The sequence below is a fragment of the Streptomyces sp. NPDC051183 genome (assembly GCF_040682455.1).
Classification (GTDB): domain Bacteria; phylum Actinomycetota; class Actinomycetes; order Streptomycetales; family Streptomycetaceae; genus Streptomyces.
Map to the genome: position 1 here is coordinate 20,579 of NZ_JBFBBA010000011.1, position 14,486 is coordinate 35,064.

The 14,486-nt window shown below is 69.8% G+C and carries 13 protein-coding genes; 12 read left to right on the plus strand and 1 reads right to left on the minus strand.

All coding sequences use genetic code 11. The features are described from left to right. Positions 1 to 221: 221 nt before the first annotated feature. Positions 222 to 1,076, minus strand: a complete 855-nt coding sequence (locus AB0M99_RS12090; RefSeq protein ID WP_365919272.1) for an NlpC/P60 family protein — start codon at positions 1,074 to 1,076, stop codon at positions 222 to 224. Positions 1,077 to 1,823: 747 nt separating this feature from the next. On the opposite strand from AB0M99_RS12090, the gene AB0M99_RS12095 reads away from it, so the two are divergent. From AB0M99_RS12095 to nuoL, 12 genes are read left to right on the plus strand one after another with little or no spacing between them, the layout of a single operon-like run. Beyond that, positions 1,824 to 2,183, plus strand: coding sequence for an NADH-quinone oxidoreductase subunit A (locus AB0M99_RS12095; RefSeq protein WP_190182942.1), 360 nt, complete (start codon positions 1,824 to 1,826; stop codon positions 2,181 to 2,183). Between the two features lie 15 nt (positions 2,184 to 2,198). Beyond that, entirely contained in the window at positions 2,199 to 2,753 is a 555-nt protein-coding gene (locus AB0M99_RS12100) for an NADH-quinone oxidoreductase subunit B family protein (RefSeq protein WP_007265818.1), read from the plus strand. Between the two features lie 14 nt (positions 2,754 to 2,767). After that, positions 2,768 to 3,481: an NADH-quinone oxidoreductase subunit C gene (locus tag AB0M99_RS12105; RefSeq protein ID WP_365919530.1), complete on the plus strand. Its 714-nt coding sequence runs from the start codon at positions 2,768 to 2,770 to the stop codon at positions 3,479 to 3,481. Next, positions 3,481 to 4,860, plus strand: a complete 1,380-nt coding sequence (locus tag AB0M99_RS12110; protein ID WP_365919274.1) for an NADH-quinone oxidoreductase subunit D — start codon at positions 3,481 to 3,483, stop codon at positions 4,858 to 4,860. The genes AB0M99_RS12105 and AB0M99_RS12110 overlap by 1 nt, the downstream gene beginning before the upstream one ends. After that, entirely contained in the window at positions 4,857 to 5,624 is a 768-nt protein-coding gene (nuoE, locus tag AB0M99_RS12115; protein WP_365919276.1) for an NADH-quinone oxidoreductase subunit NuoE, read from the plus strand. Before AB0M99_RS12110 ends, nuoE begins: the two co-directional genes overlap by 4 nt. Continuing rightward, positions 5,624 to 7,006, plus strand: a complete 1,383-nt coding sequence (gene nuoF / locus AB0M99_RS12120) for an NADH-quinone oxidoreductase subunit NuoF (RefSeq protein WP_365919278.1) — start codon at positions 5,624 to 5,626, stop codon at positions 7,004 to 7,006. The genes nuoE and nuoF overlap by 1 nt, the downstream gene beginning before the upstream one ends. Then, complete coding sequence (locus tag AB0M99_RS12125; RefSeq protein ID WP_365919280.1) at positions 7,003 to 9,507, plus strand: NADH-quinone oxidoreductase subunit G; 2,505 nt, start codon at positions 7,003 to 7,005, stop codon at positions 9,505 to 9,507. Before nuoF ends, AB0M99_RS12125 begins: the two co-directional genes overlap by 4 nt. Continuing rightward, positions 9,504 to 10,889: an NADH-quinone oxidoreductase subunit NuoH gene (gene nuoH, locus AB0M99_RS12130; protein WP_365919282.1), complete on the plus strand. Its 1,386-nt coding sequence runs from the start codon at positions 9,504 to 9,506 to the stop codon at positions 10,887 to 10,889. The genes AB0M99_RS12125 and nuoH overlap by 4 nt, the downstream gene beginning before the upstream one ends. Then, positions 10,882 to 11,472, plus strand: a complete 591-nt coding sequence (gene nuoI / locus AB0M99_RS12135; protein ID WP_365919284.1) for an NADH-quinone oxidoreductase subunit NuoI — start codon at positions 10,882 to 10,884, stop codon at positions 11,470 to 11,472. Before nuoH ends, nuoI begins: the two co-directional genes overlap by 8 nt. Continuing rightward, a complete protein-coding gene (locus AB0M99_RS12140; protein ID WP_365919286.1) occupies positions 11,469 to 12,284 on the plus strand; it encodes an NADH-quinone oxidoreductase subunit J in 816 nt (271 codons plus the stop codon). Before nuoI ends, AB0M99_RS12140 begins: the two co-directional genes overlap by 4 nt. Then, positions 12,281 to 12,580 carry an NADH-quinone oxidoreductase subunit NuoK gene (gene nuoK / locus AB0M99_RS12145; RefSeq protein ID WP_112449176.1) on the plus strand — a complete coding sequence of 100 codons (300 nt, stop codon included), beginning with the start codon at positions 12,281 to 12,283 and terminating at the stop codon, positions 12,578 to 12,580. Before AB0M99_RS12140 ends, nuoK begins: the two co-directional genes overlap by 4 nt. A 9-nt stretch (positions 12,581 to 12,589) precedes the next feature. Continuing rightward, positions 12,590 to 14,485, plus strand: coding sequence for an NADH-quinone oxidoreductase subunit L (gene nuoL / locus AB0M99_RS12150; RefSeq protein ID WP_365919288.1), 1,896 nt, complete (start codon positions 12,590 to 12,592; stop codon positions 14,483 to 14,485). Position 14,486: the final 1 nt, after the last annotated feature.

Sequence of the window (14,486 nt, forward strand, 5' to 3'; positions counted from 1 at the left end):
GGTCATCTTCGCAGGGCCCCGGCCGCTCCGGTGCGCCCGGTCGGCAGGCGGGACGCGAAAGGGCCGGCACTCCGCCCCCGAGCGGGGGAGTGCCGGCCCTGCGCATCGCGCGGACAGCCGTGAGACGGCGTCAGGCAGCCGTCAGGCGGCCGTCAGGGCGCCCCGCAGCGCTCCGGACCGCCCAAAGGCCGGTCCGAGGCGGCTCAGGCGCCCCAGGCGGCTCAGAGGACGCGGACGGCGCCCGTGGGCTTGTCGTAGCTCAGGGAGCGCTCGACGATGCCCGTGCTGGAGTTCTGGGCGCCGACGAACTTGCCGCCGCCGACGTAGACGGCGACGTGGTACGCGCTGCCCTTGGCGCCCCAGTACAGGATGTCGCCCGGCTGCAGAGCGTTCAGCGAGACCGAGGTGCCCGCGGAGGACTGCGCCTGGGACATGCGCGGCAGGGAGATGCCGGCCTGCTTGTACGCGGCCTGGACGAGGCCGGAGCAGTCGAACGAGGACGGGCCGGTGCCGCCCATGACGTACGCCTTGCCGACCTGCGCGCGGGCGAAGTTCACGATGGCGGCGGCGGAACCGGTCGCAGGGGCGGCCACGGAGGCGCCGGAGCCGTCGCTGGGGGTCGCGCCGGAGCCCGACTTGGTGGACAGGGAGGCGCGGGCGGTGCTGCGGTTGGCGCGCTCGGCCTCGGCCTTGCGGTCCGCCTCCTCCTTCTCCTGCTTCGCCTTCTCCTCGGCGTCGGCCTTCTGCTGGGCGTCTTCCTTGGCCTTCTTGGCCTCGGCGGCGGCGCCCGTACGAGCGGTCTCTTCCTGCACGTGCAGTTCGCCCTCGAGGACGGCTGCGCGGGTGTTCTCCGCGGCCTTGGTGACGGACGAGGAGACCTCGGCGGCCAGGTCCAGGCTGAGGACCGGCATTTCGAGCGTCGTCTCGGTCACGGGCTCGGCGGACGGGGACGCGCTCGCCGTGCCGGCCATGGCCAGGGTGCTGAGGACGCCACCGGCAACTCCGGCGCGGACCGCGAGCTTCGAGGCGCTGCGGCGGGGCTTCCGGTGGCTGGGTATGTGAGCGGTGAGGGACATGGGTACAACCGCTATCAGGGGGTTGCGGTTCCCTTCAAGAAACGTGGTCTGCGCCACAGTTGTGCGCGAAGCGGGCTAACCGGGTGCGCCGAGCGTCTTATTGACGCCGTAACGGACCATTCGGACAGCCCTTCGCAGGCCTGTGATCATGGGGTTTCTGCAATAAGTCCGAATTGATCCTCGGCCTACCATCCCTCCGCACAGATGGCCAAGCCCCCTTTCGCCGGTGCGAATCCGGAGTGGTGCAGGTCACAGGAGCGTCACGCTGTGCGGACACTGTGCGGACGCCGTGGCCCGTTCGTGATCCCCCTGTGAAGCGGCGGCCGCATCCCGCCGCGGAGGGGCCGCCGGATCCGCGGGCCGGGTTCGTGAACGGATGCACGTGTCCACTCCCGTACGGCCCGCCTCCCCCGACCGGGCGACCCGGATCCCTTTACCACTGCGGTCGCCGTGTCGCCAATTTGCCTGCACGGGCCACGGTTTGATAGTGCGACACCCCTTCCACCTGCGGCGACGAGGTCGGATGTCACCTTTGGTGATCATGTGGATGCTTCGCGTACGAAGATCACCACTCATCGGACTTCATGATCGTTCGTCAGGTGGTGGAGATCACAAACTCGTTGTTGCAACCCGTGTCGCAGATCACAGAGGAGCAGGCATAAGATGCGCACCAGTCCGGCTTGTGAACTGCCTCACATGCGCCGGCAGCGGTCCAACGGTCAAGGACGACTGGAAGGAGCGAGGAGCGTGAATGCGTACGCACCCATCCTCGTGCTCGGCGCCCTCGGCGCAGGGTTTGCGATCTTCTCCGTGGTCATGGCCACGCTGATCGGCCCAAAACGGTACAACCGGGCAAAGCTTGAAGCTTACGAGTGCGGCATCGAGCCGACTCCGATGCCGGCCGGCGGCGGCCGCTTCCCCATCAAGTACTACCTGACGGCGATGCTCTTCATCGTCTTCGACATCGAGATCGTCTTCCTCTACCCCTGGGCGGTCACCTTCGACTCGCTGGGGATCTTCGGGCTCGTCGAGATGCTCCTCTTCGTGCTCACCGTCTTCGTCGCCTACGCCTACGTGTGGCGCCGCGGCGGCCTGGAATGGGACTGAGGGGCTGAATTTTCCATGGGACTGGAAGAGAAGCTGCCGAGCGGCTTTCTGCTGACCACCGTCGAACAGGCCGCGGGCTGGGTGCGCAAGTCATCCGTCTTCCCGGCGACCTTCGGCCTGGCCTGCTGCGCCATCGAGATGATGACCACCGGAGCGGGCCGGTACGACCTGGCCCGCTTCGGCATGGAGGTCTTCCGCGGTTCCCCGCGCCAGGCCGATCTGATGATCGTGGCGGGCCGGGTCAGCCAGAAGATGGCGCCGGTGCTGCGTCAGGTGTACGACCAGATGCCCGCTCCCAAATGGGTCATTTCCATGGGGGTTTGTGCATCTTCGGGCGGAATGTTCAACAACTACGCGATCGTCCAGGGCGTCGACCACATCGTTCCGGTGGACATCTACCTGCCCGGCTGCCCGCCCCGCCCCGAGATGCTGATGGACGCGATCCTCAAGCTCCACCAGAAGATCCAGGGGTCGAAGCTCGGCGTGAACCGGGAAGAGGCGGCCCGCGAGGCGGAGGAGGCGGCCCTCAAGGCGCTCCCCACCATTGAGATGAAGGGGCTCCTGCGGTGAGCGAGGACCCGGCCGTGGAAAGCGGTCCCAACGGCAACAACGTCCCGGCTCCCAGGGCCTCCGCCGGGCCCGAGGTGATCGGCGTCCGCAAGGGCATGTTCGGCGCCACCAACGGCGGCGACACCAGCGGATACGGCGGCCTCGTGCGCACCGTGGCGCTGCCCGGCGCGAGCGCCCGCCCGTACGGCTCGTACTTCGACGAGGTCGTCGACGAACTCGAAGGGGCGCTGGAGGAGCAGGACCTGGTCCCGGAGAACGCACTGGAGAAGGTCGTGGTCGACCGGGGCGAGCTGACGCTCCACGTCGCCCGCGAGCACCTCGTACGCGTGGCCTCCACCCTGCGCGACGACCCGGCCCTGCGCTTCGAGCTCTGCACCGGCGTCTCGGGGGTGCACTTCCCCGACGACAGGGGCCGCGAGCTGCACGCCGTCTACCACCTGCGCTCGCTCACCCACGGCCGGATCGTGCGGCTCGAGGTGTCCGTGCCGGACGGCGACCCGCACATCCCGTCGCTGGTCACGGTCTACCCGACCAACGACTGGCACGAGCGCGAGGCGTACGACTTCTTCGGCCTGATCTTCGACGGGCACCCGGCCCTCACCCGGATCATGATGCCGGACGACTGGCAGGGCTTCCCGCAGCGCAAGGACTACCCGCTCGGCGGCATCGCCATCGAGTACAAGGGCGCCCAGATCCCGGCTCCCGACCAGCGGAGGTCGTACAGCTGATGTCAACGTCAAACCCCGCCCACCCGTCGCCCGGCCACCGCCCCTCGTCGAGTCCCTCCGGGACGCCCCTCTCGACCTCCCGCGAGACGACCGAAGGCCTCGTCTACACCGTCACCGGCGGCGACTGGGACGAGATCGTCCAGTCGGCGGCCCGCGCGGACGACGAGCGGATCGTCGTCAACATGGGTCCGCAACACCCGTCCACCCACGGGGTGCTCCGCCTGATCCTGGAGATCGACGGAGAGACGGTCACCGAGGCCCGGTGCGGCATCGGCTACCTGCACACCGGGATCGAGAAGAACCTCGAATTCCGCAACTGGACGCAGGGCACCACCTTCGTCACGCGCATGGACTACCTGACGCCGTTCTTCAACGAGACGGCGTACTGCCTCGGCGTCGAGAAGCTGCTCGGCATCACCGACCAGATCCCGGACCGGGCCACCGTCATCCGCGTGCTGCTGATGGAGCTCAACCGGCTCTCCTCCCACCTGGTGTGCATCGCCACCGGCGGCATGGAGCTGGGCGCGACCACGATCATGATCTACGGGTTCCGCGACCGCGAGCTGATCCTCGACGTCTTCGAGCTGATCACCGGCCTGCGCATGAACCACGCGTTCGTCCGCCCCGGCGGCCTCGCGCAGGACCTGCCCCCGGGCGCCATGGACCAGCTCCGCGACCTGGTGAAGACCCTGAAGAAGAACCTGCCGGAGTACGACAAGCTCGCCACCGGCAACCCCATCTTCAAGGCCCGCATGCAGGACGTCGGCTACCTCGACCTCACCGGCTGCATGGCACTGGGCGCCACCGGCCCGATCCTGCGCTCCGCCGGACTGCCGCACGACCTGCGCAAGACGGACCCGTACTGCGGATACGAGACCTACGAGTTCGACGTGCCGACCACCGAGTCCTGCGACTCCTACGGGCGGTTCCTGATCCGCCTGGAGGAGATGCGGCAGTCGCTGCGGATCGTCGAGCAGTGCCTGGACCGGCTGGAGCCGGGTCCGGTCATGGTCGCCGACAAGAAGATCGCCTGGCCGGCGCAGCTCGCGATGGGCCCGGACGGTCTCGGCAACTCGCTCGACCACATCAAGCAGATCATGGGCACCTCCATGGAGTCCCTCATCCACCACTTCAAGCTGGTGACCGAGGGCTTCCGGGTACCCGCCGGGCAGGCGTACGCGGCGGTCGAGTCGCCCAAGGGCGAACTCGGCGTCCACGTCGTCTCCGACGGCGGCACCCGCCCCTACCGGGTCCACTTCCGCGACCCGTCCTTCACCAACCTGCAGGCCATGGCCGCGATGTGCGAGGGCGGCCAGGTCGCCGACGTCATCGTCGCCGTCGCCTCCATCGACCCCGTGATGGGAGGCGTCGACCGATGACAGCCAGTCCTGTGAATGCAGGGGTCAGCCTGGGGATGCCGCAACTGCCCGCCCCCGACTTCCCCGCCGAGGTACGTGCCCGGCTGGAAGCGGACGCGCAGGAGGTCATCGCCCGCTACCCCGACAGCCGCTCGGCGCTGCTGCCGCTGCTGCACCTGTGCCAGTCGGAGGAGGGCCACGTCTCGCGCACCGGCGTCCGCTTCTGCGCCGAGGTGCTGGGCCTGACCACCGCCGAGGTCACGGCCGTCGCCACCTTCTACACGATGTACCGGCGGAGGCCCTCGGGCGACTACCAGGTCGGCGTCTGCACGAACACGCTGTGCGCGGTGATGGGCGGCGACGCCATCTTCGAGGAGCTCAAGGAGCACCTCGGGGTCGGCAACAACGAGACCACCCCCGACGGCAAGGTCACGCTGGAGCACATCGAGTGCAACGCGGCCTGCGACTACGCCCCCGTGGTGATGGTCAACTGGGAGTTCTTCGACAACCAGACCCCCGAGTCCGCCAAGGCCATGGTGGACGACCTGCTGGCCGGCCGCCCGGTCGAGCCGACCCGGGGCGCGCCGCTGTGCACGTACAAGGAGACCGCCCGGATCCTGGCGGGCTTCCCCGACGAGCGCGAGGGCGCCGTCGCGGCGAGCGGCGGCGCGGGCGCCGCCTCCCTGATCGGCCTGCGCATCGCGCGCGGCGAGTCCCCGCACACCCCGATCGTGCACCCGCGCGGCGAGGCCCGTGGCGAGACCACCACCGAGGGAGGGGAGTGATGACCGTGTCGACCGAGCTGAGTAAGAACGGTACAAGTCCTGAGAAGCTCCTCGCGCCCGTCCTGTCGGCGTTCTGGGACGAGCCCGAGTCGTGGACGCTGGAGACCTACCGGCGCCACGAGGGGTACGAGGGCCTGCGCAAGGCGCTCGCGATGACCCCGGACGACCTCATCGCGTACGTCAAGGACTCGGGCCTGCGCGGCCGGGGCGGCGCGGGGTTCCCCACCGGAATGAAGTGGCAGTTCATCCCGCAGGGCGACGGAAAGCCGCACTACCTCGTCGTGAACGCGGACGAGTCGGAGCCGGGGACCTGCAAGGACATCCCCCTCCTCTTCGCCAACCCGCACTCCCTCATCGAGGGAATGATCATCGCCTGCTACGCGATCCGGTCGGAGCACGCCTTCATCTACCTGCGCGGCGAGGTCGTGCCGGTGCTGCGGCGCCTGCACGAGGCGGTGCGCGAGGCGTACGAGGCCGGCTACCTCGGCAAGGCTGAACATCGTCAAAAGAGTGGCTTCGGGAGCGGCCTCAACCTCGACATCACGGTGCACGCGGGAGCGGGCGCGTACATCTGCGGCGAGGAAACGGCACTCCTCGACTCCCTCGAAGGCCGGCGCGGTCAGCCCCGGCTGCGCCCTCCCTTCCCTGCCGTCGAGGGGCTCTACGCGTGCCCCACTGTCGTCAACAACGTCGAGTCCATCGCCTCGGTTCCCGCGATCCTGAACAAGGGCAAGGACTGGTTCAAGGCGATGGGGACCGAGAAGTCCCCCGGCTTCACGCTGTACTCGCTCTCCGGGCACGTCGTCGGCCCCGGCCAGTACGAGGCCCCGCTCGGCATCACCCTGCGCCAGCTCCTCGACATGAGCGGCGGGATGCGGCCGGGCCACCGGCTGAAGTTCTGGACCCCGGGCGGCTCCTCCACCCCGATGTTCACGGACGAGCACCTCGACGTCCCGCTCGACTACGAGGGGGTGGGCGCGGCCGGCTCGATGCTCGGCACCAAGGCCCTGCAGTGCTTCGACGAGACGACCTGCGTGGTGCGGGCGGTGACCCGCTGGACCGAGTTCTACGCCCACGAGTCCTGCGGCAAGTGCACGCCCTGCCGCGAAGGCACGTACTGGCTGGTCCAGTTGCTGCGCGACATCGAGGCCGGCAAGGGCGTGATGTCCGACCTCGACAAGCTGAACGACATCGCCGACAACATCAACGGCAAGTCGTTCTGCGCGCTCGGCGACGGCGCCGCCAGCCCGATCTTCTCCTCGCTCAAGTACTTCCGCGAGGAGTACGAGCAGCACATCACGGGCAAGGGCTGCCCCTTCGACCCCAAGAAGTCGACCCTCTGGGCTGACGGTCCCAAGAAGAACTCCGAGGTGAACGCATGACCGTCACCACGAACGCTCCCGCCGGTGGCGGCGAGGCCGCGGTGCCCGAGAACACGGTGTCCCTGACCATCGACGGCGTCGAGCTGTCGGTGCCCAAGGGCACGCTGGTGATCCGGGCCGCCGAGCAGATCGGCATCGAGGTCCCCCGGTTCTGCGACCACCCCCTCCTCGACCCGGTCGGCGCCTGCCGCCAGTGCATCGTCGAGGTCGAGGGCCAGCGCAAGCCGATGGCCTCCTGCACCATCACCTGCACCGACGGCATGGTCGTCAAGACGCAGCTGACCTCCGAGGTCGCCGAGAAGTCCCAGCGCGGGGTGATGGAGCTGCTGCTCATCAACCACCCGCTGGACTGCCCGGTCTGCGACAAGGGCGGCGAGTGCCCGCTGCAGAACCAGGCGATGTCGCACGGCAACGCGGAGTCCCGTTTCGAGGGGCGCAAGCGCACGTACGAGAAGCCGGTGCCGATCTCCACCCAGGTGTTGCTGGACCGCGAGCGGTGCGTGCTGTGCGCGCGCTGCACCCGCTTCTCCAACCAGGTGGCCGGCGACCCGATGATCGAGCTGCTGGAGCGCGGCGCGCTCCAGCAGGTCGGCATCGGCGAGGGCGACCCGTTCGAGTCGTACTTCTCCGGCAACACCATCCAGATCTGCCCGGTCGGCGCGCTCACCTCGGCCGCCTACCGGTTCCGCTCCCGCCCGTTCGACCTCGTCTCCTCCCCGAGCGTGTGCGAGCACTGCGCGGGCGGCTGCGCGACCCGGACCGACCACCGCCGCGGCAAGGTGCTGCGCCGGCTGGCCGCCGAGGACCCCGAGGTCAACGAGGAGTGGATCTGCGACAAGGGCCGCTTCGGGTTCCGCTACGCGCAGCGCCCCGACCGGCTCACCACCCCGCTGGTGCGCGGCGCCGACGGCGTCCTGGCCCCGGCGAGCTGGCCCGAGGCCCTGGAGGCCGCGGCGAACGGCCTCGCCGCCGCGCGCGGCCGGGCCGGGGTGCTGACCGGCGGCCGGCTGACCGTCGAGGACGCGTACGCGTACTCCAAGTTCGCGCGCGTGGTGCTCGACACCAACGACATCGACTTCCGGGCCCGCGTGCACAGTGCGGAGGAGGCCGAGTTCCTGGCCGCCACCGTGGCGGGCACCGGCCAGGACCTCGACGGCGAGGGGGTGACGTACTCCTCGCTGGAGGCGGCGCCCGCGGTGCTGCTCGTCGGCATCGAGGCCGAGGAGGAGGCCCCCGGGGTCTTCCTGAGGCTGCGCAAGGCCCACCGCAAGCACAAGCAGCGGACCTTCGCCCTCGCCCCCTTCGCCACCCGGGGCCTGGAGAAGGCCGGCGGCACCCTGCTGGCCGCCGCCCCGGGCACCGAGCCCGAGTGGCTGGCCGCGCTGGCCTCCCGCTCCGGCCTGGAGCAGGGCGGCCACGCGGCTGCCGAGGCGCTGCGCGAGAAGGGCGCCGTCATCGTCGTCGGGGAGCGCCTCGCCGGGGTGCCCGGCGCGCTGACCGCCGCCGTACGGGCGGCCGCCGCGACCGGCGCCCGCCTGGTGTGGATCCCGCGCCGGGCCGGTGAGCGGGCCGCCGTGGAGGCGGGCGCGCTGCCGTCGCTGCTGCCCGGCGGCCGTCCGGCCACCGATCCGCGGGCCCGCGACGAGGTCGCCACCGCGTGGGGCCTGGACGAACTCCCGCACCGCTACGGCCGCGACACCGGCCAGATCATCGAGGCCGCGGCCGGTGGAGAGCTCGCCGCCCTGCTGGTCGCGGGCGTCGAGCTGGTCGACCTGCCGGACCCGGCCCGGGCGCGGGTCGCCCTCCAGGAGGCCTTCGTGGTCTCGCTGGAACTTCGGCCCGGCGAGGTCACCGACCACGCGGACGTGGTGTTCCCGGTCGCCGCGGTCGCCGAGAAGTCGGGCGCGTTCGTCAACTGGGAGGGCCGGGTCCGGTCGTTCGAGGCAGCGCTGAAGCCCGAGCAGATGACCCGGCGGCTCGCCCCCGCGGACTCGCGGGTGCTGCACATGCTGGCCGACGCGGCCGACCGCCCGATCGCCCTGCCCGACGTGCACGCCGTACGCCGCGAGCTGGAGCGGCTCGGGCCGTGGGGCGGGGAACTGGCCTCCGAGCAGTCCACCGACCCGGCGCCGGTACCGCGTCCGGGCACGGGCGAGGCGGTCCTCGCGGGCCACCGGCTGCTGCTCGACCTGGGCCGGCTCCAGGAGGGCGACGAGGCCCTGGCCGGCACCCGGCACGAGGCGAGCGCCCGGCTGTCGGCCGCCACGGCCGCCGAGACGGGCGTGAAGAACGGCGACGTCCTCGCGGTGACCGGCCCGGCCGGCTCCGTGGAACTGCCGCTGCGGATCACCGAGATGCCCGACCGGGTGGTCTGGCTCCCGATGAACTCCACCGGCTCCGGCGTCATCGCCGACACCGGAGCCCTTCCGGGCGGCCTCGTCCGGATCGGTCCGGCCGGCCCGGCCGCCGCCGGAGACACCACTGCGGAGGTGGACGAGTGAACGCCGTACCCGGTGACTTTGTACAGCTCGCGGCCGAGGACCTGTCCCTCTTCGGCCGGGACGTCTGGTGGCTCGTCGCCCTCAAGGCGGTGTTCTGCTTCGCCTTCCTGATGGTGACCGTGCTGTTCTCCATCGTGTGGGAGCGCAAGGTCGTCGCCTGGATGCAGCTGCGAATCGGCCCGAACCGGCACGGCCCCTGGGGCATGCTCCAGTCGCTCGCCGACGGCGTGAAGCTCATGCTGAAGGAAGACGTCATCGTCAAGCGGGCCGACAAGGTCGTCTACGTCCTGGCCCCGATCATCGCGGCGGTCCCGGCCTTCATGGCCATCGCGGTGATCCCCTTCGGCCCCTCGGGCAACGAGGTGTCCATCTTCGGCCAGCGCACCACGATGCAGCTGACCGACCTGCCGATCGCGATGCTCTACGTCCTCGCGGTGGCCTCGGTCGGCATCTACGGCATCGTGCTGGCGGGCTGGTCCTCCGGCTCGACGTACCCGCTGCTCGGCGGCCTGCGCTCCTGCGCGCAGATGATCTCCTACGAGATCGCGATGGGCGCGGCCTTCGCCTCGGTCTTCCTCTACTCCGGGTCGATGTCGACCTCGGCGATCGTGGAGGCACAGGCGGACCGCTGGTACATCATCCTGCTGCCGGTCTCCTTCATCATCTACGTCATCACGATGGTCGGCGAGACGAACCGCGCCCCCTTCGACATGCCGGAGTCCGAGGGCGACCTGGTCGGCGGCTTCAACACCGAGTACTCCTCCATCAAGTTCGCGCTGTTCATGCTGGCCGAGTACGTCAACATGGTCACCGTCTCGGCGGTCTCGGTCACCCTCTTCCTCGGCGGCTGGCGGGCGCCGGCGCCGATCTCCACGTACTGGGAGGGCGCCAACCACGGCTGGTGGCCGATGCTCTGGTTCGTCCTCAAGGTCCAGCTGCTGCTGTTCTTCTTCATCTGGCTGCGCGGCACGCTGCCGCGCGTGCGCTACGACCAGCTGATGAAGCTCGGCTGGAAGGTGCTGATCCCGGTCTCCGTGGTGTGGCTGATGCTGGTCGCCACCGTCCGGGCGCTGCGCAACGAGAACTACGACTTCCAGGAGATCGTGCTCTACGTCGGCGGCGGCGTCATCGCGATCCTGCTGCTGTCCTTCGTCGCGGACATGCTCCGCGACAAGAAGGAGAAGGAGGCCGCCGGAGAGGCCGAACAGGCCGCGGCCGCCGCTCCCTTCGACCCGATGGCGGGCGGGTTCCCCGTACCGCCCAAGCCCGGCCAGCACCTGGCACCCGTACCGCGCCGACGGCCCCGCTCCGAGCGGGAGCTGATCGTCAGCGGTGCGGCGAACACCGAGAGCGACCGAGAGGAGGGTGGTGAGAATGTCTGACGAGAAGTGGCAGAACCCGGTGGCCGGCTTCGGCGTGACCTTCAAGGCCATGTTCAAGAAGCGCCTCACCGAGCAGTACCCGGAGCAGCAGAAGACCACCGCTCCGCGCTTCCACGGACGGCACCAGCTCAACCGCCACCCGGACGGTCTGGAGAAGTGCATCGGGTGCGAGCTGTGCGCCTGGGCCTGTCCCGCCGACGCGATCTACGTGGAGGGCGCGGACAACACCGAGGAGGAGCGCTACTCCCCGGGTGAGCGGTACGGCCGGGTCTACCAGATCAACTACGCCCGCTGCATCCTGTGCGGGCTGTGCGTGGAGGCGTGCCCGACGCGGGCGCTGACCATGACGAACGAGTTCGAACTGGCCGACGCCAGCCGCGAGTCGCTCATCTACACCAAGGAGCAGCTGCTGGCGGGCCTGACCGAGGGCATGGTCGAGGCTCCGCACTCGATCTTCCCCGGCGCGGAGGACACCGACTACTACCGCGGGCTGGTGACCGGGGCCGCCCCGGGCACCGTCCGGCAGGTCGCCGTCTCCAAGGGCGAGGTGGCCGAGGACGCCGCCGAGGGGGTGGGGGCGTGAGCATCATCGCCGCAGCTTCCACCTCGGTCACCTCCTCGGGCGAGGAAGTGCAGTTCTGGATCCTGGGCACGGTCGCCGTCATCGGCGCGCTGGCCACGATCCTGATGAAGAAGGCCGTGCACAGCGCCCTGAGCCTGGCCGGGACGATGATCATCCTGGCGGTCTTCTACCTCGCCAACGGGGCGTACTTCCTGGGCATCGTCCAGGTCGTCGTCTACACCGGCGCGATCATGATGCTCTTCCTCTTCGTGGTCATGCTCGTGGGTGTCACCGCCGCGGACTCGCTGAAGGAGACGATCAAGGGGCAGCGCTGGCTGGCCGCCCTGTGCGGGCTCGGCTTCGGCATCCTGCTGAGCGCCGGCATCGGCAACGCCGAGCTGACCCACTTCAACGGGCTCGGCCGGATCAACTCCGGCGGCCACGTCGAGGGCCTGGCCACGCTGATCTTCACCAAGTACGTGTTCGCCTTCGAGATCACCGGCGCCCTGCTGATCACGGCGGCCGTCGGCGCGATGGTGCTCACCCACCGCGAGCGCACCGAGCGGGCCGCCACCCAGCGCGAGCTCGCCGAGCGCCGCGTACGCGAGGGCGTACAGCTCCCGCCGCTGCCCGCGCCCGGCGTCTACGCCCGGCACAACGCGGTGGACGTGGCCGGTCTGCTGCCGGACGGCACCCCGTCCGAGCTGACCGTCAACAAGACGCTGCGCGCCCGCGGTCAGATCCGCGACGTGTCGAGCGAGGCGCTGGACAACCTGAAGGCGCTGGAGCAGGCCTCGTCCGAGCGGCTCGGCCGTGAGGAGGCCTCGAAGTGAACCCGGTCAACTACCTGTACCTGTCCGCCCTGCTGTTCACCATCGGGGCGGCCGGGGTCCTGATCCGGAAGAACGCGATCGTGCTGTTCATGTGCGTCGAGCTGATGCTCAACGCCTGCAACCTCGCCTTCGTCACCTTCTCCCGGATGCACGGCAACCTCGACGGCCAGATCATCGCGTTCTTCACGATGGTCGTCGCCGCCGCCGAGGTCGTGGTGGGCCTCGCGATCATCGTGTCGCTGTTCCGTACCCGCCACTCGGCCTCGGTCGACGACGCCAGCCTGATGAAGCTGTAAGGGGTCGCTGTGGAGAACTTGATTGCGCTGCTGGTAGCGGCGCCCCTGCTCGGAGCGGCGGTGCTGCTGTGCGGCGGCCGGCGCCTCGACAAGGCCGGCCACTGGCTCGGCACCCTGCTCGCCGCCGCGTCCTTCGGGATCGGCCTGGCCCTGTTCGCCGACATGCTCGGCCGCGGGGCCGAGGACCGGACCGTCCACCAGCGGCTGTTCAGCTGGATCCCGGTGGAGGGCTTCCAGGCCGACCTCGCCTTCCAGCTCGACCAGCTGTCGATGACCTTCGTCCTGCTGATCTCCGGGGTGGGCACGCTCATCCACGTGTACTCGATCGGGTACATGGAGCACGACGAGCGCCGCCGCCGCTTCTTCGGGTACCTGAACCTCTTCCTCGCGGCGATGCTGCTCCTGGTCGTCGCCGACAACTACCTGCTGCTGTACGTCGGCTGGGAGGGCGTGGGCCTCGCCTCGTACCTGCTCATCGGCTTCTGGCAGCACAAGCCCAGCGCGGCCACCGCCGCCAAGAAGGCCTTCCTGGTCAACCGGGTCGGCGACATGGGCCTGTCGATCGCGATCATGCTGATGTTCACCACCTACGGCACCTTCGCCTTCGGCCCGGTGCTCGGCTCCGCGGACGCCACGTCCGAGGGCAAGCTGACGGCCATCGGCCTGATGCTGCTGCTGGCCGCGTGCGGCAAGTCGGCCCAGGTGCCGCTCCAGTCCTGGCTCGGCGACGCGATGGAGGGCCCGACCCCGGTCTCGGCCCTGATCCACGCGGCGACCATGGTCACCGCGGGCGTGTACCTCATCACCCGGTCCGGGGCGATCTTCAACGGCGCGCCGGACGCGCAGACCGCGGTCGTCGTGGTCGGCGCGGTCACGCTCCTCTTCGGTGCGATCGTCGGTTGCGCGAAGGACGACATCAAGAAGGCCCTGGCGGGCTCGACGATGTCGCAGATCGGCTACATGATCCTGGCGGCGGGCCTCGGCCCCATCGGCTACGTCTTCGCGATCATGCACCTGGTGACGCACGGCTTCTTCAAGGCCGGGCTCTTCCTCGGCGCCGGTTCGGTCATGCACGGCATGAACGACGAGGTCGACATGCGCAAGTACGGGGGCCTGCGGAAGTACATGCCGGTCACCTTCGTCACCTTCGGCCTCGGCTACCTCGCCATCATCGGCTTCCCGGGCCTGTCGGGCTTCTTCTCCAAGGACAAGATCATCGAGGCGGCCTTCGCGAAGGGCGGCACCGAGGGCTGGATCCTGGGATCGGTGGCCCTGCTGGGCGCGGCCATCACCGCGTTCTACATGACCCGCGTCATGCTCCTCACCTTCTTCGGCGAGGAGCGCTGGCAGCCGGACTCAGAAGGCCACGCGCCGCACCCGCACGAGTCCCCGAAGTCGATGACCATCCCGATGATCATCCTGGCCTTCGGATCCGTGTTCGCGGGCGGCATCTTCGGGATCGGCGACCGCTTCCTGAAGTGGCTGGAGCCCGTCACGGGGCACGCGCACGGCCACCCGCCGGTCAGCGCCCTGACGGTGACGCTGTCGACCATGGTCGTCCTCGTCGTCGGCGTGGGCATCGCCTGGGCGATGTACGGGCGCAGGCCCGTCCCGGTCGTCGCACCGCGCGGCTCGCTCCTCACCCGGGCGGCCCGGCGCGACCTGCTCCAGGACGACTTCAACCACATCGTGCTGGTGCGCGGCGGGGAGCACCTGACCCGCTCGCTCGTGTACGTGGACCACAGCCTGGTCGACGGAGTGGTCAACGGGACGGCCGCCTCGGTCGGCGGACTCTCGGGCCGGCTGCGCAAGCTGCAGAACGGCTACGCCCGCAGCTACGCGGTCTCGATGTTCGGGGGCACGGCGATCCTGATCGCCGCGACCCTGCTGATGAGGGCGGTGTGAA

Excerpts from the sequence above, each read along its gene's own strand:
- AB0M99_RS12090 (WP_365919272.1), bottom strand. The coding sequence starts at position 1,076 with ATGTCCCTCACCGCTCACATACCCAGCCACCGGAAGCCCCGCCGCAGC.
- AB0M99_RS12110 (WP_365919274.1), top strand. The coding sequence starts at position 3,481 with ATGTCAACGTCAAACCCCGCCCACCCGTCGCCCGGCCACCGCCCCTCG.
- nuoI (WP_365919284.1), top strand. The coding sequence starts at position 10,882 with ATGTCTGACGAGAAGTGGCAGAACCCGGTGGCCGGCTTCGGCGTGACC.
- nuoE (WP_365919276.1), top strand. The coding sequence starts at position 4,857 with ATGACAGCCAGTCCTGTGAATGCAGGGGTCAGCCTGGGGATGCCGCAA.
- AB0M99_RS12100 (WP_007265818.1), top strand. The coding sequence starts at position 2,199 with ATGGGACTGGAAGAGAAGCTGCCGAGCGGCTTTCTGCTGACCACCGTC.
- nuoF (WP_365919278.1), top strand. The coding sequence starts at position 5,624 with ATGACCGTGTCGACCGAGCTGAGTAAGAACGGTACAAGTCCTGAGAAG.
- AB0M99_RS12125 (WP_365919280.1), top strand. The coding sequence starts at position 7,003 with ATGACCGTCACCACGAACGCTCCCGCCGGTGGCGGCGAGGCCGCGGTG.